Origin of the sequence: Rummeliibacillus pycnus (assembly GCF_002884495.1) — a bacterium.
Taxonomy (GTDB): Bacteria; Bacillota; Bacilli; order Bacillales_A; family Planococcaceae; genus Rummeliibacillus; species Rummeliibacillus pycnus.
This window is the reverse complement of the sequence record NZ_KZ614145.1, coordinates 552,735-574,122: the sequence shown is the minus strand read 5'-3', so window position 1 is coordinate 574,122 and position 21,388 is coordinate 552,735. Positions and strand designations below refer to the sequence as shown.

At 38.1% G+C, this 21,388-nt stretch carries 22 protein-coding genes; 8 read left to right on the top strand and 14 right to left on the bottom strand.

The window, feature by feature from the left end:
* Positions 1-34: 34 nt before the first annotated feature.
* From dacB (CEF14_RS02880) to CEF14_RS02845, 8 genes are all read right to left on the bottom strand, one after another.
* Positions 35-1,492, bottom strand: a complete 1,458-nt coding sequence (gene dacB / locus CEF14_RS02880) for a D-alanyl-D-alanine carboxypeptidase/D-alanyl-D-alanine endopeptidase (RefSeq protein WP_102691465.1) — start codon at positions 1,490-1,492, stop codon at positions 35-37.
* Between the two features lie 350 nt (positions 1,493-1,842).
* On the bottom strand, positions 1,843-2,268 hold the full coding sequence (locus CEF14_RS02875; RefSeq protein ID WP_102691464.1) for a GatB/YqeY domain-containing protein: 426 nt from the start codon (positions 2,266-2,268) through the stop codon (positions 1,843-1,845).
* A 305-nt stretch (positions 2,269-2,573) separates the two neighbouring features.
* On the bottom strand, positions 2,574-4,028 hold the full coding sequence (gene dacB / locus CEF14_RS02870; protein ID WP_170061414.1) for a D-alanyl-D-alanine carboxypeptidase/D-alanyl-D-alanine endopeptidase: 1,455 nt from the start codon (positions 4,026-4,028) through the stop codon (positions 2,574-2,576).
* 470 nt (positions 4,029-4,498) lie between these two features.
* Entirely contained in the window at positions 4,499-4,732 is a 234-nt protein-coding gene (gene moaD, locus CEF14_RS02865) for a molybdopterin converting factor subunit 1 (protein ID WP_102691462.1), read from the bottom strand.
* Positions 4,725-5,204: a molybdenum cofactor biosynthesis protein MoaE gene (locus CEF14_RS02860; RefSeq protein ID WP_102691461.1), complete on the bottom strand. Its 480-nt coding sequence runs from the start codon at positions 5,202-5,204 to the stop codon at positions 4,725-4,727. The genes moaD and CEF14_RS02860 overlap by 8 nt, the downstream gene beginning before the upstream one ends.
* Position 5,205: 1 nt before the next feature.
* The gene (gene mobB / locus CEF14_RS02855; RefSeq protein WP_102691460.1) at positions 5,206-5,721 is read right to left on the bottom strand and encodes a molybdopterin-guanine dinucleotide biosynthesis protein B; all 516 of its coding nucleotides are present in this window, start codon (positions 5,719-5,721) and stop codon (positions 5,206-5,208) included.
* Positions 5,685-6,974 (bottom strand): molybdopterin molybdotransferase MoeA, encoded by a 1,290-nt coding sequence (locus CEF14_RS02850; RefSeq protein ID WP_102691459.1) that lies wholly within the window; start codon positions 6,972-6,974, stop codon positions 5,685-5,687. Before CEF14_RS02850 ends, mobB begins: the two co-directional genes overlap by 37 nt.
* A gap of 12 nt (positions 6,975-6,986) precedes the next feature.
* Entirely contained in the window at positions 6,987-8,003 is a 1,017-nt protein-coding gene (locus CEF14_RS02845; protein ID WP_102691458.1) for a thiazole biosynthesis adenylyltransferase ThiF, read from the bottom strand.
* Positions 8,004-8,097: 94 nt separating this feature from the next.
* Here CEF14_RS02845 and CEF14_RS02840 point away from each other — a divergent pair, with 94 nt between their 5' ends.
* Genes CEF14_RS02840 through moaC form a run of 3 tightly spaced genes read left to right on the top strand, consistent with a single transcriptional unit; the run spans position 8,098 to position 9,669 of the window.
* Positions 8,098-8,589 carry a MogA/MoaB family molybdenum cofactor biosynthesis protein gene (locus CEF14_RS02840; RefSeq protein WP_102691457.1) on the top strand — a complete coding sequence of 164 codons (492 nt, stop codon included), beginning with the start codon at positions 8,098-8,100 and terminating at the stop codon, positions 8,587-8,589.
* A complete protein-coding gene (locus tag CEF14_RS02835) occupies positions 8,586-9,188 on the top strand; it encodes a molybdenum cofactor guanylyltransferase (RefSeq protein WP_102691456.1) in 603 nt (200 codons plus the stop codon). Before CEF14_RS02840 ends, CEF14_RS02835 begins: the two co-directional genes overlap by 4 nt.
* Positions 9,181-9,669, top strand: a complete 489-nt coding sequence (gene moaC, locus CEF14_RS02830; RefSeq protein WP_102691455.1) for a cyclic pyranopterin monophosphate synthase MoaC — start codon at positions 9,181-9,183, stop codon at positions 9,667-9,669. Before CEF14_RS02835 ends, moaC begins: the two co-directional genes overlap by 8 nt.
* A gap of 30 nt (positions 9,670-9,699) precedes the next feature.
* Here moaC and CEF14_RS02825 read toward each other — a convergent pair whose 3' ends face one another.
* The 4 genes from CEF14_RS02825 to CEF14_RS02810 are packed head-to-tail and all read right to left on the bottom strand — an operon-like array spanning position 9,700 to position 12,715.
* Positions 9,700-10,482, bottom strand: coding sequence for a formate/nitrite transporter family protein (locus CEF14_RS02825; protein WP_102691454.1), 783 nt, complete (start codon positions 10,480-10,482; stop codon positions 9,700-9,702).
* Positions 10,483-10,519: 37 nt separating this feature from the next.
* Positions 10,520-11,530: a GTP 3',8-cyclase MoaA gene (moaA, locus tag CEF14_RS02820; protein WP_245890223.1), complete on the bottom strand. Its 1,011-nt coding sequence runs from the start codon at positions 11,528-11,530 to the stop codon at positions 10,520-10,522.
* 16 nt (positions 11,531-11,546) lie between these two features.
* Positions 11,547-12,356 (bottom strand): formate dehydrogenase accessory sulfurtransferase FdhD, encoded by an 810-nt coding sequence (fdhD, locus tag CEF14_RS02815; RefSeq protein ID WP_102691452.1) that lies wholly within the window; start codon positions 12,354-12,356, stop codon positions 11,547-11,549.
* An 8-nt stretch (positions 12,357-12,364) separates the two neighbouring features.
* Complete coding sequence (locus CEF14_RS02810) at positions 12,365-12,715, bottom strand: Na-translocating system protein MpsC family protein (protein WP_102691451.1); 351 nt, start codon at positions 12,713-12,715, stop codon at positions 12,365-12,367.
* A gap of 384 nt (positions 12,716-13,099) precedes the next feature.
* Here CEF14_RS02810 and fdhF point away from each other — a divergent pair, with 384 nt between their 5' ends.
* From fdhF to CEF14_RS02795, 3 genes are read left to right on the top strand one after another with little or no spacing between them, the layout of a single operon-like run.
* Positions 13,100-16,036 (top strand): formate dehydrogenase subunit alpha, encoded by a 2,937-nt coding sequence (gene fdhF / locus CEF14_RS02805; protein ID WP_102691450.1) that lies wholly within the window; start codon positions 13,100-13,102, stop codon positions 16,034-16,036.
* A 3-nt stretch (positions 16,037-16,039) separates the two neighbouring features.
* Entirely contained in the window at positions 16,040-16,525 is a 486-nt protein-coding gene (locus CEF14_RS02800; protein WP_102691449.1) for a helical membrane plugin domain-containing protein, read from the top strand.
* Positions 16,519-17,577: a P-loop NTPase gene (locus tag CEF14_RS02795; protein ID WP_102691448.1), complete on the top strand. Its 1,059-nt coding sequence runs from the start codon at positions 16,519-16,521 to the stop codon at positions 17,575-17,577. The genes CEF14_RS02800 and CEF14_RS02795 overlap by 7 nt, the downstream gene beginning before the upstream one ends.
* Positions 17,578-17,644: 67 nt before the next feature.
* Here the strand turns inward: CEF14_RS02795 and modB are convergent, their stop codons facing one another.
* Together modB and modA are read right to left on the bottom strand one after the other, a co-directional pair.
* Positions 17,645-18,310, bottom strand: coding sequence for a molybdate ABC transporter permease subunit (gene modB, locus CEF14_RS02790; RefSeq protein ID WP_102691447.1), 666 nt, complete (start codon positions 18,308-18,310; stop codon positions 17,645-17,647).
* Positions 18,311-18,313: 3 nt separating this feature from the next.
* Positions 18,314-19,111: a molybdate ABC transporter substrate-binding protein gene (modA, locus tag CEF14_RS02785; RefSeq protein ID WP_102691446.1), complete on the bottom strand. Its 798-nt coding sequence runs from the start codon at positions 19,109-19,111 to the stop codon at positions 18,314-18,316.
* A 143-nt stretch (positions 19,112-19,254) separates the two neighbouring features.
* Between modA and CEF14_RS02780 the strand changes: the two genes are divergently transcribed.
* Both CEF14_RS02780 and CEF14_RS02775 read left to right on the top strand, forming a co-directional pair.
* Entirely contained in the window at positions 19,255-20,169 is a 915-nt protein-coding gene (locus CEF14_RS02780; protein ID WP_102691445.1) for a helix-turn-helix transcriptional regulator, read from the top strand.
* Positions 20,170-20,211: 42 nt separating this feature from the next.
* Positions 20,212-21,282 carry an ABC transporter ATP-binding protein gene (locus CEF14_RS02775; protein ID WP_102691444.1) on the top strand — a complete coding sequence of 357 codons (1,071 nt, stop codon included), beginning with the start codon at positions 20,212-20,214 and terminating at the stop codon, positions 21,280-21,282.
* Positions 21,283-21,388: the final 106 nt, after the last annotated feature.

Genomic DNA, 21,388 nt, shown 5'->3' with positions numbered 1-21,388 from the left:
TTCACCCCATGTTTACTGGGGTGAATTGAGTAATCTATAATTCCTCTGCCATTTTTTCTACAATCTCATCAATCGCAGGAATCGTCCCATTTTGATTTTGTACTAAAATACTGAAAGAATAAGGCATGCCACTGTTTCCGATTAGGTAACCACTTAGTGTATTGACACCATCAATTGCGCCTGTTTTTGCAAAAACTCTCCCTTCAGTAAAAGGGGATTTCAAGCGATTTTTTAATGACCCACCAATCATCCTATCTGAATTTGCAGCGACGGGTAAACTATTAAAGAAAGTACTATACCACTGTTTCTCTTTTTGTACACTGTATAGTAGTTTTGTTAGATCGATACTCGACACGCTATTATTATGCGACATACCTGAGCCATCCTCAAAGAACCAATCATCCATATTGAGATGTCTTGATAGTGCATATTGTTTTACTACTCTCAATCCAGCTTTTGTACTTCCCTGATCCACCCTAACCTTTCCCATTGTCTTGACTAAAATATCTGCAATACTGTTATTGCTTAATTTCATGTAAGGTATGATTATTTGAGCTAATGGAATGGATTGTTTTTGTACCATTAGTGTTGCGCTAGTAGGGGTTTTCCCACGAAATAGTTGTTCTTGCGTATATTGAACGTTATGTTTTTCTAGTGCGTGTATAAATAACAATACTGTATGCAAAGTAGGATTCGGAACAGTGATCCATTCTTTCCAACTCTTATGGATAGGTAAATTGCCGCTAACTACCACTTTATTTTTTCTATATTCGCGTTCAATTTTTAGTGTGGTATTTTGGTTTGTTGCGACTGTTTTTGCTTCATTTTTAATGACCAATTCACCTAATTCTGGTGTGGTTTTTAGTCTAGGTTTTTCTCCTATAATCTCCCCTAGCGCTTCGATAATAACAGTTCCAGAATCGTAGTCACTATCAGGTGACAGCGTTAATGCCGTAATTGGCGCTGCATAATAATAGGACTCATCATCCTTTTTAATATCGGGTGTTAACAAATCTTGATCAAACCAAAAATCATCGCCTATAATTCGACCATCTATTTTCTTAATACCCTGGTCAGCTAAAAAAGAAGCAAATTGATCCAGATCGTCAACGGTCAAAGTCGGGTCACCAGTGCCTTGAAGATAAAGATCACCATGCAATGTTCCTTTTTTGACATAACCAGTGGTATAAATATTTGTCCTAAATCGATAATTTTCACCTAATTCAGTTAATGCGGCAGCACTCGTTAATAACTTCATGTTAGAAGCGGGCTTTTGTTGCCTATTACCATTGAAATCATAAATGACATTGCCAAAATCATCTCGAATTGCAATACTTACTTCAGCATTCGGCATTTTCTCGTAGACAATTTTCTTAACTGATTGATCAAGTCTTTGAATTGTCGAGGAATCTACTTCAGCTGATGCATGTATACTGATCAAACCCAAAACGAGCATATACGAAATTAGAAGGATGCTTATCTTCTTTAGCATTTGATCTCTCCTTGGTAGTTGAATATTCTAACTTTCATAGTCATATTTCATTTTTATATTGGAAGTTATGGATCAACATCACCTATTTTGCCCATTTATAGATCAAAGTATTATTTTTTTTGAGCTTCATAGCACTCAATCCATTTTTGTATAGACATTCGTGTTACGAACTCTCTAATTAATTTGAAAGGAATATTTTTGGTATTTGTAAATCGAATACAGCTTTTACCCATATTATGAGCGAGGTTTCCACACGATTAAACCGCTTGAACCAACCAGTGTTTTTTATTGCATATAATCATTAAAAAAACGTTGAATTCCATTAAAGAATTCAACGTTTTTTCACCTAATTAAATTAAGCTTTTGACCGCTTTTGCAATCACAGAACCTTCTGCTTTGCCAGCAAGTAATGGTTTGGCAATTTTCATTGCTTCTCCCATGTTCATGCCAGAAGAAATACCTGCTTCTTTTAACAGTTCAATTACTTTTTCTTCCGATAATTGTTCTGGTAGGAATGTTTTTAATAGAGCCAATTTTGCTTGCTCTTGTTCAATTAAGTCAGAGCGATTTGCTTTTTCAGCACCTTCTAAAGCTTGGTTCGTTTGTTTGATCTCACGATTGATAATCGCAATTTCTTCTTCATGCGTTAACTCAGAGCCCTTTTCTTTTTCAGCTAAATCAAGTGAAGACTTGACAATAGTGAGTACACCCTTCGCAAGAACATTCTTTTCTTTCATTGCTTTTTTAAGTTGATCAAAAACAGCTGTTTTTAACATACAGCTCACTCCTTCTATATACAATTAATGCTATTATAGCACTTTTTATAGTAACTTTTTGGGACGAATGCTTGGATTATCCGTGTAATCCATGTTTCGAGTGGTCTTATCTATGTAATTTGAATCTCTTATCAAATTTAAGTTTTTTATCCGCGTTCAAAACAATTTATGTTTTTGACCGAGGTCAGAACTTGTTCATTTAGCACAAATCCGTTGTTTTTATTCATGATGTAGTCTTGTTTCTTCAAATATTTCCCAAATAACAAAAATGGAAGAAGATTAAATATCCTCTTCCCTTACTTTTGCTATAATTGCTTAGCCATTACTTCTACAATTTCATCTATTACTGGAATTGTTCCAGATTTATTTTGAACTAAAATACTAAATGTATAAGTTTTTCCACTACTTCCTTTTAGGTAGCCACTCAGTGTATTGACACCAGTCAATGATCCAGTTTTAGCAATAACTTTTCCTGCTGTAAGTGGTGATTTTAGACGATTGCGAAGTGTTCCACCTATCATTCTTTCTGGATTTGCGGCAACTGGTAGACTGGTAAAATATGTGTTGAACCATTTCTCCTTTTGAACCATGAACAAAAGTTGTGTTAAATGGATACTCGACACTCGATTACTATGCGACATGCCCGAACCATCTTCAAAAGACCAATCTCCAATATTCAAATGACGGGATTTTGCGTATTGTTTTAAAACTTTTAGCCCCGCTTCTGTACTACCTTTATGCATTTTCACTTGTCCCATGGTCTTTACTAAAATATCTGCAATTCCATTATTGCTTAATTTCATATATGGAATCAGTAATTGAGAAAGTGGCATGGACTGTTTTTGAGTAATTAGTTTTGCGCTGTTAGGTGTTTTTGCACGATACAGCTTGTCCTTAGAATATTGAATCTTATTTTGTTCAAGTAGATTTTTAAATGTTGTTAATGTGTGAATTGTAGGATTTTGTACTGTTACCCATTCTTTCAAACTCTTATCAACTGGTAAATTTCCACTTACAATGATTCGATTTGTTCTAAATTGACGTTCAATGGTTAATGTATTTTCCTTACCTGCTTCAACTGTCTGCGCATTATTTTCAATGACTAAATCCCCAAGTTCAGGTGTAATTGTAAGAGTTGGTTTCTTTCCTACCTCCTCACCTTTCGCTTCAACTATAATCGTACCCGAATCATAATCACTATTAGGCGAAGTCGTTAATGCGGTAATTGGTGCAGCATAATAATAAGATTCATCCTCTTCTGCAATACCAGGCGTCAATAGATCTTGATCAAACCAATAATCATCAGCTACAATTCGACCATCAATTTGTTTAATTCCTAAAGCTGCAATACTACCAACAAACTGTTCAAGATCTTCCTTATTTAAAGTAGGGTCACCTGTCCCTTGAAGGTAAATATCTCCCTTTAAGACACCATTTTTTATCTTACCAGTATAATAAGCATTTGTTTTAAACCGATAGTTTTCTCCTAAAGTCTCTAAAGCTGCAGAAGTAGTTAGTAATTTCATATTGGATGCAGGTTTTTGTTTCTGATTTCCATTCAAATCATAGATAACATTTCCTTTCTCATCTCTAATGGCAAGACTAACATCAGCACCTGCCATTTTTTCATCAACAATTTTTTTGACGGATTGATCAAGCGTTTGAATCTGTGAAGTACTAGCTTCTGCTGAAATATGCCCAGCAAATAACCCCAAAGTGACGAGACAAGTTGTTAGAAACATACTTAAATTTTTCTTCATACGATTTCCCCTTTGCGATAGAATCATCTAGCTATTAATAAGAATTCAATATTCTAATTTCCATTTCCTATTCATATTAGTAAATCAGTTCTATCGATAGAGTTTTTCGCATTTTATAAGGTATTTCTAATTAGATGAGGTTACGATACCATCGGATTTTCCAACAAACCATTTCCTAACTTCAATAACACTGAAAAAGTGTAGTAACGTAAATTTTACAGGATATATTCGCTATTAAATAAAGTATAATTTGCTCCGATTTCAGTAAGCGAACTGACGAGAATCCTCATTCCTGTAAGTTCTGGTCTACTTCGCGTCCCCACTGGAATCTATGCGAATCCCTCTGCAAGTTTTTTTCATCAACATTCAGTTAGATTAAGCGTACTTCATTAAAGCTTAAAAGTCCTATTTTACTCATAGAAATGACACTTGTTATTTTAAAGCAACATTATTTATAGTAAATAGTCTGTCTACCCACCACTAATCGGTGGAATAAAAGCTACTGTATCCCCTGATGTTACAATCGTATCATCCGTCGCAAATTCCTCATTCACGGCAGCCATTGTTTGCTGTAAGGATGTTAAAGTATACTGCTTCTCTAACCAGACTTTTACTTGTTGCACGGTTGCTTCTGAAGTATCCATAGTCACTTGTGATTGACCAACTTCCTCTTGTAATTGTGCAAAAAGTAGGATCTTAATCATGCTTTTCTCCTCCCTTCACTACAGGTTTTCCAGACGGATAAGGTACATTCTCGAGCTGATCGCCAATCCAAGCTGTACCATCTTCCCAAAATTCTTTCTTCCAAATTGGCACAATTTGCTTAATGCGATCAATGGCATATTCATTTGCCTCATAGGCTATTTTTCGATGTGGTGAGGAAACAGCGATAACAACCGCAATATCTGAAATTTCCAATCGCCCTGTACGATGTGTAATAGCAATATGTGCTTCCGGCCATTTTTCTTTTATTTCTTTAGCAATTTGCTGAAACATTTTAATGGCCATCGATGGATACGCTTGATACTCTAAATGCAATGTTTTTTTGCCTTTTGTCAATTCTCGAACCGTTCCAATAAAAACTGTGATTGCCCCTGCATTACGACTTTCTACTTTTTTTGTAACTTCCTCTACATGAATAGGCTGATCTGTAATAACAAATAAATTTTCTTCCATTCTAATTCCTCACTTTTTCCAGTAAAAGTTCCATATAAAGAGCTTCTTTTCTTATTGAATATGCAGGGCATGTAAAAGGAGAAAGGTCTACATTTTGCCAATAAAGCACACAAATGATATTCGTCAATTTCTGTAAAGTGGCGACATCCTCCTGATGACGAATTAATACGACCTTTGGATAATCTGCCTTTTTATAGCCCTCAACTAAAATCATATTAGGCCGAAATGATTGATATAATTCGACGAGCTCCTCCAGTTCCCAGGATGCCTGCTGAATAGTCAAACATAATGTACCTGCTCCTTCTACACCAGCAATCACCGCCCCAGCCTTTTCATGACGCTGACTATCTTTTCGATAGACTGCTGCTGGAACTCCACCATGCCCATGATGCTTAATGGTTGCAACGCGGGCCCCTTCTTCTGAGGCTGCAGCAATTAATTTCTCCATTAATGTCGTTTTGCCACTATTTTGATAGCCAACTATCTGTAGGACGGCACAATGTTGTCCCAAGGCCATTCACTTCCTTGTCCATCTTCTACTAATAATACGTCTACACGCATCCCCTTTTCATAGCCACGTGTACCACCAGGAAGTACAATGAAAGCTTGTGCTTCTGCTAATGAGGAAACAGCACTCGATTTATTAAAGCCTGAAGGTACTGTTACAAGTTGTCCATTTTCAAAAGTAATACGCGCACGGATCAAGCGTGTGAATGGATTGGCCTTTTTGAAATCCTCACCTAAAATTGCCTGCTCTCTATGCAAATGGGGTGCTTGATTTAAAAAGGCAGACCGTACTATTGGGCGAACAAATAGCTCAAAACCAACATAACAAGCAGAGGGGTTTCCTGAAAGTCCAAATAAAAGCTGTCCATCTCTTTGTGCAACTGTTGTTACACTGCCTGGACGCATTGCCACTTTATTGAATAACACCTCTGCACCAAGCGCCTGATAAATTGCAGGCAAGTAGTCATAATCACCTACTGAAACGCCACCAGTTGTGATGAGCATATCTACTTCCGATAAAGCCGACTTCACTGCATCAATACAAATGTCTAAATCATCGCTAAATTTCCCGAAATAACGTGCCTCTGCTCCAACACGTTCAATTTGTGCCATAATCATATACGCATTGCTGTTACGAATTTTACCAGGTTGAAGTGGCTCATCAGTTTCTAATAATTCACTTCCCGTTGCAATTACACCAATGACTGGTTTACGTGTGACAGGTACCTCATGATAACCAAAGGTTGCTAATAATGCTGCGACACCAGGATTAATATACGTTCCCTTTTGAACAAGCGGTTCTCCCTTTTTCATATCCTCACCTTGATACGAAATATTGTCGCCCTCTTGATAAGTACGTTTAATTTCTATATAGGACTTACCCTCTTTTTCAAAAGTCCGTGTTAACTCCAGCATAACAACTGCATTACAACCTGCTGGAATTTGAGCACCTGTCATAATACGAACAGCTTGCCCCTCTTGGACTTGTTCTGGAAAAACAAAGCCCGCTCCAATTTCTCCAACGACTTCAAAAGTAACAGGATGCTCGGCGGAAGCAGATTTACTATCCTCAGCACGAATGGCAAAACCGTCATAGGGTGAGCGATCAAAAGCTGGTACATCATGGTCCGCTTTTAAAGCCTCGGCTAAAAATCGACCATATGCCCTAGGTAGCGGTACCATTTCTTTTGTTCCCGTAAAAGCAAATTGCATGACGCGACGAACTGCCTCACCGACTGCAATAGGGTTTCTCTTTTCTAACATGTTCAACACTCCTTATCCTAATAAACGATAATATAAATTTTTTGCCTGTTGCACATCATTTGTACCATGTACAAGCACTCGACCATCTTGGAAAATAACGAGGCGATAATCTTTTAATTGACATGATAACAAGTATGGATTTTGCTGAATCGTACCATGCTTTTGAAGCTTCTGTGCTAAGAAATCTAAATTATAGGCATCTGATCGGATAGGGCGAATTTGTACAGCATTTCGTCCACATAATACATCCGCCTTTGTTTGGTTTTCATAAGCTAAGTAAGGGTAAATTGCCTGTTCACCGCATGATGGACAATCCCTTTTTTTCGCTGTTTGTACACGCATATCATAATGTTGATTATGCCATACATCAAAGGTTCGATACGTTTCACATACTGCTTGCCAATCTTCCACTAAAATTTTTAATGCCTCGGCTACTTGATAAGCAGCTACCATTTGCACTGCTGGGCTAATGATTCCTGCCGTATCGCAGGTCATCGCCATATTCGGTACTGATTGTAGTAGGCAATGAAGGCAAGGTGTTTTTCCTGGAATAATCGTATAAGTCGTACCATAGCTACCTACGCACGAGCCGTATATCCACGGAATCTGATATTTTTGAGCTAAATCGTTCATCACAAATCGAATATCAAAGTTATCGGTACCATCAATCATCACATCGACATCTTGTACGATACTCTCCAATGAATCTGCCCTTGCATCCATGACGAGCCCCTTAATCTGTACGTTTGAATTAATACGTATGAGCCTTTCTTGTGCTGCAATAGCTTTCGGTATTTTTTGCTCTGCTTCTTGTTCACTATACAACTGCTGACGCTGTAAATTACTCCATTCCACATAATCACGATCGACAATCGTCACTTTACCTACACCGGCTCTTACAATCGCCTCTGCACTTGCACTACCTAATGCGCCTGCCCCTACAATCAGTACATGTTTTTGTTGTAATAGCACCTGTCCTTTTTCCCCAATCGGCTGAAACAGTTGCTGTCTAGAATATCGATCACTCATTTAAAACGCTGCCTTTCTCTTACTGAATTTTATTTGACCTTTCAATTTATATCGTTATAATTAATCATTGATTCTATCAACAGGAGGATTTACAATGCATTCAACCCATAAAGATCTTGCCATTCATGCCGCTGTTTTAACTGTTAGTGATACCCGTACAATAGAGACGGATAAGGGTGGTCAGCAAATCAAAGCATTTCTTGCAGACGCTGGTTTTCATACAGCCCAATACCTTATTGTAAAAGATGATGCCGCTACCATTACTCAGCAAGTGCGCGCGTGGTGTGATGATGCTGACATCAATGCAATCATTGTAACAGGCGGTACAGGCTTCACGTCACGAGATGTCACATACGAAGCGTTAACACCACTTTTTGAAAAAGAAATGCATGGGTTTGGCGAACTATTTCGCTCATTAAGTTATGAGGAAATAGGGCCACGAGCTATGTTTAGTCGTGCAGTTGCCGGTTGTTTACAGCAGACTGCTATTTATGCATTACCTGGTTCAACCAATGCCGTTAAGCTTGGCATGCGTAAACTCATCATTCCTACAGTGCAGCATTTTATTGGTGAGTTACATCGATGAAGATTGCAGGTATCGTATTAGCTGGTGGTCAATCCTCACGATATGGAAAACCCAAAATGTTTGAAAAATTGGATAGTCAATTTTTATATCAATATAGCTTACAAGCATTTAAAAAGAATGCACTGAAGCCACTTATTATCTCAACTAATGCATCGTTATCTCCTCAATTTATAGAAAAGGACGTCCGTATATTTATCGAAGAATTGCCACATCAAGGACCACTTTTTGCGATTCATCATGTTCTATCCAAAACGACGGATGCAGATTGGTTTTTCGTACTGGCAAGTGATATGCCCTATATTACCGAATCCTTTGTCAAAATGATGCTTTCATTTGTAGATGATACTTATGATGCGATTGTTCCAAAGCAATCGGACAAAATACAGCCTCTTGCTGCCCTTTATCACCGTAGCATTTTACACAAAACAGAAAAATTATTGCAGCAACATAAAAGAAGTATGAAATCGCTACTCGATCAACTGAGCGTTTACTATGTACCCGTTTCAGATGATGAGCAAGCATTCATCAATATCAATACTCTAAGTGACTGGCCCCAATCCACAAATACTTTAGAGAATAAAGGAGATTATCATGACTAATTTTACTCACTGGAATGAAGAAGGTCGACCTAAAATGGTCGATATTTCCGAAAAAAGCGATACGAAACGAACAGCTATTGCACGCAGTACAATTTTACTATCAACCGAATTATACGAAGCAATTCAACAAGGGAATATCAAAAAGGGTGATCCCACACAAGTTGCCCAAATCGCAGGTATTATGGGTGCCAAAAAAACATCTGAACTTATTCCGATGTGTCATCCGATTATGCTACAAGGTACGGATTTTACATTTAGCTATGAAAAAAAGGATACTGGCTATGCATTGCATATTGAAGTACTCGTCAAATGCAAAGGTAATACGGGCGTTGAAATGGAGGCATTAACAGCCGTATCCATTGCTACTTTAACTTTTTATGATATGTGCAAGGCTGTCGATAAATCGATGGTTATTCAAGATACCTATCTTGTGCAAAAAACAGGCGGAAAAAGCGGCCACTTTTTACATGAACGTGCATAAAAACCGGCATATGCCGGTTTTTTATTTGTGCTATTTAGTTGTAGCGAATTCCTTTTGATAAGAAATAAAATAAATCAATCCAACGAAAATAGCGCCACCAACTACATTCCCTAAAAAGGCTGGAATAACATTACTTAAAAAGGCTGTCCATGTAGCTTGTCCAGCAAAAATAGCAGCTGGAATGACAAACATATTTGCGACAACGTGTTGGAAGCCAATCGCAACGAAAGCTGTGACAGGGAACCAAATGCCTGCAATTTTTCCACCAAAATCATTTGCGCCATAAGCCAACCAAACAGCTAAGCATACAAGCCAGTTACAGCCTATCCCTGAAATAAATGTTTGTAAAAACGAATCTGCTGTTTTGGCTTTCGCAATTGCTACTGTTTTAGCTAAAAACGGACCCGTTTCTGTTAAACCAACTACATGTCCAAAGAAAAATGCTACAAATAAAGCGCCAATTAGATTGGCAAGTGTCACCCAAAACCAGTTTCGCACTAATGCCGGAATGGAAATTTTCTTTGCATAAAAAGCCATTGCGACAGACATCATATTCCCCGTAATTAACTCAGCACCTGCTAATAATACTAAAATAAGGCCTAATGGGAACACAGCTGCTCCGATGAAACCAGCAAAGCTGCCCCATGCTTCCGGCATATTTCCACTAACACGAATATCGAGTAAAAACCCAAAAGCAATAAAGGCTCCACCTAAAAATCCTAACACTAACATTTTAAAAATCGAATAACTTGCTTTACCTATACCTGCACCAATGGCGATTTCTGTAATTTGCTCTGGTTTGTTAAAAGCCATCCTACTAATCCCTCTTGTCTATTCTATTTTGTTGTGATCATCCACCAATATGAGACATTTCAACTTTTCTCTGCTGATGAGATGTATGTTCTGTTCGCTCATCTGAATAGCGATCTGTCCGATTTTGCCATACGGCAGCAATACATTCTGCAATGACATCATCAGTTTGTCCGGAGCGTAAAAGCTCACGTAAATCCGTACCATCTGTCGCAAATAAGCATGTGTATAGCTTTCCCTCTGCTGAAATGCGGGCTCGTGTGCAAGTAGCACAAAATGAATCGGTGACAGAAGAAATAACACCTATTTCTTGATCACTATCTTTGTAACGATAACGAGTTGCCACTTCCCCTTTATAATTGGGGCTTACTGGCTCGATCGGTGAAAACCGATGAACAGCTTGAAGAATTTCTTTTTTCGATACAACATCATCTAAGCGCCAGCCATTAGAGTTTCCGACATCCATATACTCAATAAAGCGTAAAATATGTTTTTTTTCTTTGAAGAAATGAGCCATTGGTATAATATCCTGTTCATTTTGTCCCTTTTGCACAACCATATTAATTTTGACCTGCAAGCCTACTTGTTTTGCCTTTTCAATACCTTCCAGCACATTATTAACTTTCCCACGGCGACCATTCATCGATAAAAAGCGTTCTTCATTGAGTGAATCTAAGCTTACAGAGACACGCGACAATCCAGCTTTCGCCAAATCCTCTGCAAACTTTTTCAGCAAGGTGCCATTTGTGGTCATCGCAATATCTTCTATCCCCTGCACATGATGAAGTCGCTCAATTAGCTGCGCAACGTTTTTTCGCAGTAGTGGCTCACCACCAGTAATGCGTATTTTTTTCACGCCAAAAGAAACAAAGATTTTAGCAAGTCGCTCAATTTCATCAAACGTCAAAATTTGCTGTGATGGTAAAAAGGCATAATCTGGTCCGAAAATTTCAGCTGGCATGCAATAGCGACAACGAAAATTACAACGGTCCGTAACGGATATACGTAAATCTCTTAACGGTCGCTTAAACTGATCTTGTATCAAATTCATGGTTTCATCTCCTTGTTCAGATACTGCCAATTGAATCATCGAAAAGAATTCGTTCCGGATGTGTATAAACATTTAACGAATTTTGACGGATAAATCCAACAGTTGTGATTCCTAATTGTTCCGCTAGTTGTAGAGCCAATTCTGTTGGAGCTGACTTAGAAAGAATCATTTCACATCCAATTTTAGACACCTTTAGTAAAATTTCCGATGAAATACGACCACTAAATACAATAACCTTATCCTGAATCGAAATGTCATGTTGTAAGCAATAGCCATATATTTTATCAAGTGCATTGTGGCGACCAATATCCTTCCGACTCAGTAAGATGTCTTTGGAATCACATAATGCTGCATTGTGAACTCCACCTGTTTTTTGAAAGGTCACCGCATTTTGCTGCATCGTTTGCATGAGATGAAAACAACTTTGTGGTGTCAATTGAATATGAATGCGCTCCATTTTCTTGGCAGTCAATGCATCATTTGCAAACACAAAGCCCTGTCTACTCATTCCACAACATGATGTAATGTAGCGCTTATTTTGTAACTTCGTTGCAAATGGATTGACCTTTTTGGTTTGGACATGTACTACGCCCTCTTTTTCCTGAAACCAAATATTTTCTATGTCATCAAAGTGAGTAATCACTTTCTCAGAGGCTAAATAGCCAACGACCATATCCTCCACAAATTCAGGTGTGCAAACCATCGTGACAAATTCCTGTTGATTAATTTTAACAGTCACTGCATATTCCGTTACAATGGTATCCGTAACTTTTTGCACTTGTCCATTTTCTAGTCGAAGGATTTCTCTCGTGATCTCAGTATCCATAGCTCCTCCTAGTGTTCCTCAATATTTTGATCAAAAATAAAAACAGATACAGCAATATCTTCTTCAATTTTGATATCTGAAAACAGATGCAATAATTTGGCTTCCATCAATTCTTCCATACCTTCAGGCGTTTGCTTGGAATACAAATCTTGAATCATTTTTGTGCGAGCGGCATGTACCATTGCCAGACCTTCTTGCGTACTAGCAATAAATTTTTCAGTTGGTGTTACATTGCCATATAGCGTTGATACAGCCATATTTTGCACAAAGATGGTATGAATACGTTCAGGACCTTTGCCAAATAAATCTTTGCGAAGTTTCCGGATGATGTCATTAAATTCATGCACTTTTTTCGACATAATTAGCATCCTCCTAACATAAAAAAACAGTTTTTGTTTGCAAAAAAGCTATTTCATCTCTACAGTTTGTTAATCATAAAGCAACTTTTAAAAAATTGAAAGTCTATTTTTTTGAGAATCATTATCAACTAAGAGCTTTTATAATTCATATTGTTTATTTTTTCACTAGGGGATATAATGATATTCATGATACAAATGAGGTCAAAATATTTTCTACAAATGTTTTGATTTTATTTCTACATCTCATAAAAAAATCTGGATTGGTCTTTTAGTAAGATCTGCTAAAAATCTTATCCACCATGAATTAAGTCATACTTTTTAGCTGGAAGTATGCTCATTCATGGTGGATTTTTTTATGTTTGAGGAAAAAAGGAGGCAATTACTATGACAATGATGAAAATTAACGGTACCCCCTACGAAATAAATCCCTGCGAATCGATTTTAGATGTCCTAAACAAAAATCAAATTTCCCATCCACAAATTTGTCATGTACCTGAAGTAGATCCGATTCAAACATGTGATACATGTATCGTTGAAGTAGATGGCGAGCTTGTTCGTTCATGCAGTACAAAAGCACAGGCGGGAATGAATGTACAACTTGCATCACCAAAAGCAAAAGAAGCACAAACAGAAGCGATGGATCGACTGCTTGAGAACCATATGCTCTATTGCACCGTTTGTGACAATAATAACGGGAATTGTAAGCTACACAATACGGTGGAAATGATGGAAATTGAGCATCAAAAATATCCGTACAAGCCGAAAGTGGAGCCAACAGAAGTTGATATGTCTCATCCATTTTATCGCTACGATCCAAACCAATGTATCGCTTGTGGTCAATGCGTAGAAGTTTGTCAAAGTCTGCAAGTAAACGAAACACTATCAATTGATTGGGAAGCAGAGCGCCCACGCGTTATTTGGGATGAAGGCGTTGCGATTAATGATTCTTCCTGTGTTAGCTGTGGGCAATGTGTAACAATTTGTCCATGTAATGCATTAATGGAGAAATCAATGCTTGGTGAAGCTGGATTTATGACAGGCATGAAACAAGATATGCTTAACCCAATGATTGATGTAATCAAAGAAGTGGAACCTGGATATAGTGGCATCTTTGCTATATCTGAAATTGAAGCTGCAATGCGTAGCAAGCGAACTAAGAAAACAAAAACCGTATGTACTTTCTGTGGTGTTGGTTGTTCGTTCGAAGTATGGACGAAGGGGCGCAAAATCTTAAAAGTGCAACCATCTGATGGTCCTGTAAATGCTATTTCTACATGTGTCAAAGGGAAATTTGGTTGGGATTTTGTAAATTCTGAACAACGTTTAACAAAACCGTTGATTCGAAGAGATGGGGAATTTGTGGAATCCTCTTGGGATGAAGCACTTGATTTAATTGCTTCAAGATTAGGTGGTATTCATCAAGAATTCGGTCCAGGCGCTGTGGGCTTTATCTCCTCTTCAAAAATCACAAATGAGGAAAATTATCTAATTCAAAAAATGGCTCGTCAGTTATTTGGAACAAATGATGTCGATAACTGCTCACGTTACTGCCAATCTCCTGCAACAGACGGTTTGTTCCGCACAGTTGGTATGGGGGGCGATGCAGGTACGGTAAAAGATATTGCAAAAGCGGGACTTGTGATCATCGTAGGTGCCAACCCAGCAGAAGGCCACCCTGTTTTAGCAACTCGCGTCAAACGTGCTCATAAATTACATGGTCAAAAATTAATCGTAGCCGATTTGCGAAAACATGAAATGGCCGAACGCTCAGATATTTTCATGCGACCTAAGCAAGGTACAGACCAAGTATGGCTTATGGCTGTTACGAAATATATCATCGACCAAGGTTGGCATGATGAAGCATTTATCAAAGAAAACGTTAACTACTTTGATGAATTCAAAGAAGTACTTGAAAAATATACACTCGATTATGCCGTACAAGAAACAGGCATTTCAAAAGAAACACTTATTGACGTAGCAGAAATGATTCGCGATGCAGATGGTACTTGTGTTCTTTGGGGTATGGGTGTTACACAAAACACAGGTGGTTCCGATACATCGGCCGCTATTTCTAACTTACTATTAGCGACTGGCAACTACCGTCGTCCTGGAGCAGGTGCTTATCCTCTTCGTGGTCACAATAACGTACAAGGCGCTTGTGATATGGGGACATTACCAAACCTACTACCAGGATACCAAAAAGTAACAAATGATGAGGAACGCGCAAAATTTGAAAAAGCATACGGTGTCAAAATTCAGCCAGAACCTGGTCGCAATAATATGCAAATGCTTGATGCCATTAGCCAAGGAAAAATGAAGGCAATGTACCTTGTTGGAGAAGAAATGGCACTTGTTGACTGTAATGCCAACCATGTAGACCAAGTACTTTCACAACTTGATTTCTTCGTCGTACAAGATGTGTTCTTATCTCGTACAGCACAATATGCGGATGTCGTTCTTCCAGCAGCCCCTTCTCTTGAAAAAGAAGGAACCTTTACAAATACAGAACGCCGCGTTCAACGTTTATATCAAGTATTACCAACACTCGGTGATTCAAAACCAGATTGGAAAATTCTCCAAGATGTTGCGAATCGCTTAGGGGCTAATTGGAACTACAGTCATCCAAGCGAAATTTTCGCAGAAATGGCGAGCTTATCCCCTATTTTCAGCCAAGCAAATTACGATGTACTTGAAGGTTGGAATAGCTTCTGTTGGGGTAGCCTTGACGGAAAAGATACACCACTTTTATATACAGACGGCTTTAACTTCCCAGACAAAAAAGCTCGTTTCGCTTTATATGATTGGGTAGAACCAGTGGAATTCCCTGCTGAGTATGATTGCCATATCAACAATGGGCGTATGCTTGAACATTTCCACGAAGGAAATTTAACGAACAAATCCAATGGTATTCAATCAAAAGTACCTGAAACTTTCGTTGAGGTTTCTCCTGAATTTGCGAAAGAACGTGGTATTGAAGATGGTGCACTTGTACGTCTTGTTTCACCATATGGCGCACTAAAACTAAATGCTCTTATCACTGATCGCGTACGTGGCAATGAATTATTCTTACCGATGAACTCCGTTGATAAAGATTCATCGATCAACTTTTTAACTGGGCCAGCAGGCGATAAGAATACATCTACACCTGCTTATAAACAAACAAAAGTACGCGTGGAAGTTTTAAAAAGAAAAGGGAAAAATCCACTCCCACGTACAAATCCACGCTATAAAAAACGCCATCCACAAAATGGTGTTGAAGTACAGCGAAAATGGCAACGCCCTGGCTACGTTCACTTAACAACGAATCAGGAAGAGGTGTAAAAAATGGCAGCACCCATTACGAATATTAAAAAACAACAACTTTCAGAAGAACAAATCGCAGAGCAAAGATTAAATGATTTAAAAGATTTGCTTTCAGAAAATGAAGAAGCGCTTCAACAAATTTTTTCGATTGTATCTGATTTGAACGATATCGGTGCACTTGAAGCGGTCAATAAAATGTTACAGGCGAAAGAAGAAATTGCCCATATTGCACTTGGTCAAATTTCACGTAAACCTGTAACCAACATCATCAACCAGCTAATGACTGTTGCAGGTCTTTTATCAGCAATGGATCCTGAAATGACTAAAAAGCTAATGGGTAGCTTAAACAGTGGACTTGACGAAGCAAATACAGCAATCGCTCGCGAAGAAAAAGTCACAGTCTTTAGCTTAATGAAGGTCATCAAAGATCCGGATGTTAACCGTGCTCTGAACTTCGGGATTCACTTCTTAAAGGGCCTTGGTAAAGGATTGAAAGACGAATGTTAACAAAAAAAGAAGTATTAGAAGCACTCAAAAAAATCAATGACCCCGAACTTCATAAAAGCATTGTTGAATTGGATATGGTGCGCACTATTCAAATTGATGACACAAGTATTCAGCTAGAAGTCGCGTTGACCATTCAAGGTTGCCCTTTAAAAGCCAAAATCCAGCAAGACATTGAGGAAGCCCTTCAAGCAATCGGTGCTACGCATGTTGCTATCACTTTTGGCACAATGACAACTGAAGAAAGACAAGCTTTAACGGCTTCTTTGAAAATGCAAGCAACAACGAAAAACGGTATGCCCAAAATCCTACAGCCCGATTCCGGCGTACGCTTTATCGCTATTACGAGCGGTAAAGGTGGCGTTGGTAAATCGACAGTAACCATTAACTTAGCGGTAGCTCTTGCTCGTCTTGGAAAACGTGTGGGAATTTTAGATGCCGATATTTACGGCTTTAGTATTCCAGCCATGATGAAAATTGAGCAAACGCCAACGATGATTGAGCAAACAGCGATTCCCGTTATAAGCGATGGTGTCAAGGTTATGTCAATGGGCTTTTATTCAAAGGATAACCAACCGGTGATGTGGCGAGGCCCGATGTTAAATAAATGGATTCGCAACTTTTTAGCAAATACGCATTGGGGCGAGTTAGATTACTTACTGTTAGATCTTCCACCTGGAACTGGTGACGTAGCAATTGATGTGGCAGCAATGATTCCTCATGCTCAGGAAATCATTGTCACTACACCCCATAATGCTGCATCACATGTTGCTTCAAGAGCAGGTGTGATGGCCAAACATACCAAGCACGCCATTATTGGCGTTGTTGAAAATATGGCTTATTTTGAAAATCCTACAGGTGAGCGTAATTATTTATTCGGCCAAGGTGGTGGCGAAGCTTTAGCTAATGCACTACAAACAGAGGTCATCGCCCAAATTCCATTCGTACAACCCGAGGAAAATACTGGTTCATCTGTTTACGACGAAGATTCTGTTGTTGGTGAAGCCTTCACTCATTTAGCTGAAGATTTGATATATCCTTACAACAATAAATGAGTGATAAAAAACAAGCCAACGCTTAAAGGTTGGCTTGTTTTTTCATATGAATGATGGAAGTTTCACTTTAATTGGCAGGTGCCTTCAAGAAATGTACACCGAGTAACATGACAAAGGATAAGCCAATCATTACGATCACCCAGACCCAAGCTAATGTCATATTTCCTGCATCAATTGCGACATAAATAGCAAGAGGTGTCGTTTGCGTTTTTCCTGGTAAATTGCCTGCAAACATGAGGGTAGCACCGAATTCACCTAATGCTCGAGTGAAGCTTAAAATACCACCTGAAACAATGGACTTCATCGCAAGCGGTATAGAAATGTAAAGAAAAACTTGCCATTCCTTTGCACCATCAATGCGTGCAGCATTTTCAATATTTTTATCTACTGCTTCAAATCCAGTTTTTGCGGATTGGTACATTAAAGGAAAAGCAACAACTGTTGAGGCAATAACAGCTGCCCACCATGTGAACATGATAGGCTGCTGAAAAAGCCATTCAATCGCTTGTCCTAACCAACTATTTTTGCCGAAAATAATGATAAGTAAAAAGCCCACAACAGTCGGTGGCAATACTAAAGGAAGCAATAAAACTGTTTCTAAGAACGTTTTACCTTTAAATGTTTTTTTAGCCATCCACTTTCCGATTAAAGTGCCAAGTATGATGACGATGAATCCAGAAACGAATGCGATTTCAATTGATAGCCGAATTGGTGTCCAAAAATCCATCGTCATTTGCTATTTAGCTTCCTTAAAGCCATAGCTTTTGAAAACATCCATAGCTTTTTGACTTTGAAGGTAATCATAGAAGGCTTTTGCTTCTTTTATATGCTTACTCTCTTTAACGATTCCAAGTGGATAGATAATCGGTGTATGTGTGTTGTCATCTGCAACAGCTGCAATCGTTGATTTTTTTGAAATCATCGCATCTGTACGGTAAACGATTCCTGCATCCACATTACCTGTTTCAACATATGTTAACACTTGGCGAACGTCTTTTGCATACACAACTTGCGGTTTAACGGTTTCCCAAATCTTCATATTCTTTAATGTCTCTGTTCCATATTGACCAGCTGGCACAGATTCAGGTATACCAAGTGCTACTTTGTTTGCTTTCGTTAAATCTTGAAAGCTATGAATACCGGACTCGTTCTTTTTAGGAACGACTAACACTAAATCATTTGATAAAAGGTTGACACCTTGTGATTTTTCAATAAGACCTTCTTTGATCAGCTGAGCAAATTTATCTTCTGCTGCTGAGAAGAACAAATCGACAGGAGCACCTTGCGAAATTTGTTGTTGCAATGCACCAGAGCCACCAAAATTATAGGTGATTTTCACATGAGAATGTTCCTTCTCATACGTTGTTTTAAGTGAATTGAGTGCATCTTGCAAACTAGCTGCTGCTGATACGGTTAATTCTACTTGACTTTGCTTAGTTGTCCCTTGGCCTTTTTGCGTTTCTTGACTACTACAACCAGTTAAAATGCCGATTGCAAGGACAAATGAAAATAATAAATAATATAACTTTTTCATCGTTCTACCCTTCCTTTATAATTAATTATAATAAGATATAACTAATTATAACTAATTATAATTAGTTATAAAATACTTAACTCATCATTTTTGTGACAAAAGCAAAATAAATACGTTACTATAAAAGTATTGGAGGGATTGCTATGTCACAGGAACGTTCCTATACGATTGAAGAAGTTGCTCAACTATTAAAAGTATCAAAACTCACTACATATGATCTTGTAAAAAAGGGGGAAATTCCAGTCTTTCGCGTTGGGCGACAGATGCGTATTGATGCTCTTGATTTAGAAGCATATATCGAAAATCAAAAAATAAACAATAGAGATGCTACTTTGAAACCAACAACGCAAGATCATCAAACAATCGTTATTAGCGGTCAAGACTTAGTACTTGATTTACTAGGGAAATATATTGAAAAAAACAGTTATTATAAAACACTCCGTTCATATGAAGGAAGCTTGAATGGTCTAATCGCCTTATATCAAGGCAAAACAGATATGGCGAGCTTACATATGTACGATGGCGATACAGGTGAATACAATATACCGTATATCAAAAAGCTATTTGTTAGCCAACCTTACATTTTGTTCAATTTGGTTTCTCGAAAGGCAGGATTTTATGTTCAAAAAGGAAATCCTCTAAACATTCATTCCTTTAAAGATTTAACAAAGTCAAAAGTCGTACTGATGAATCGTGAAAAGGGCTCTGGTGCACGCACACTTTTAGATGAACAGCTACGTACTCACCATATTATTTCCTCAACGATTGAGGGCTATAATCGAGAAGAAACCAATCATCTCGGTGTTGCATCAGCTGTTGCAAATGGTGAAGCCAATGTCGGAATTGGCATTGAAAAAACAGCGAAATTGGTGGATGTCGATTTTGTACCTTTTATCGAAGAACGTTATGATCTTGTTCTATTAAAGACTGAAAAAAATCATCTACTAATTGAAGAAGTTCAGAAAATTTTAGTATCTGACGCATTTCATACTGAATTGGATTCAATTGGAGGCTACGATTTATCGAAAACCGGAGCAATTATTCACGAAACATTTTGAGAATCTTCTATTATATATACGAATTTGGTGGAGGCAAGATGGATGGCTTTTATAGAGCTTCAGCATTTACAAAAAACATATAATCAGGAGCAATTGGTTCTAAATGATATTCATGTAGATATTCAAAAAGGGGAATTTTTTGTGCTTGTTGGTCCATCAGGTTCTGGTAAAAGTACATTATTAAATATGATTGCTGGATTAGAGGATATTTCAGCTGGCGTACTAACAATCAACGGACAGAAAATGAACGATGTACAACCTCGAAACCGGCAAATTTCGATGGTATTCCAGAATTATGCGCTCTATCCCCATCTAACAGTTGAGCAGAATATTTTATTTAATTTAAAAATAAAAAAGGAATCAAAAAAGGAACAAAAAGTGCGACTAAAAGATGCTGTAGCATTGACTGGCTTAGAAAACTACTTATCGAGAAAGCCACATGAATTATCTGGTGGCCAGCGACAACGTGTTGCATTAGCACGTGCTATTGTCAACGAAGCGCCGATTTGCTTAATGGATGAACCCTTATCCAATTTAGATGCACAGCTTCGAACACAAATGCGGACAGAAATTCGTCGTATTCAACAAAAGCTTGGACTAACCATTCTTTATGTCACTCACGATCAAACAGAGGCGATGACAATGGCTGATCGTATTATGGTCCTTCATGAAGGCATTGTCCAGCAAATTGGAAAGCCACTCGATTTATATAATCATCCGCAGAATCTATTTGTTGCACGCTTTATCGGCTCTCCGAAGATGAATATTGCGCGAGCATTTTGTAAAAAGCAGCAATTAATAATTGAAGAGAAATTGAAAATTGAGCTACCACAGTCCATCGCAGACAACCTTCCGCAACAAAAGGAATTACTCATTGGCATACGCCCAGAGCATTTGCATAAAGGCGGTGACCTGCAAATACAAGTTCAAAGTATTGAACAGCTTGGACATGAAACACACGTCACTTTTGATATGCCACAAGAAGCATGGATTGCCAAATGGAGTGGACAACATACAATCGATAAAGGCACTACTCTGTCCATTAGCATCGATCCTCAACATATTTATTTTTTTGATATGGAAACCGAGAAAATCATAGAGTTACTTCTTTAACCAAGGGAGTTAATCTAATAGACTACATAGATTTTCTATTAGAATGAAACCCCCCTAATATTTCGGATCATCCTCACATTGATTCAAAAAGTAAATTTTCGCGATA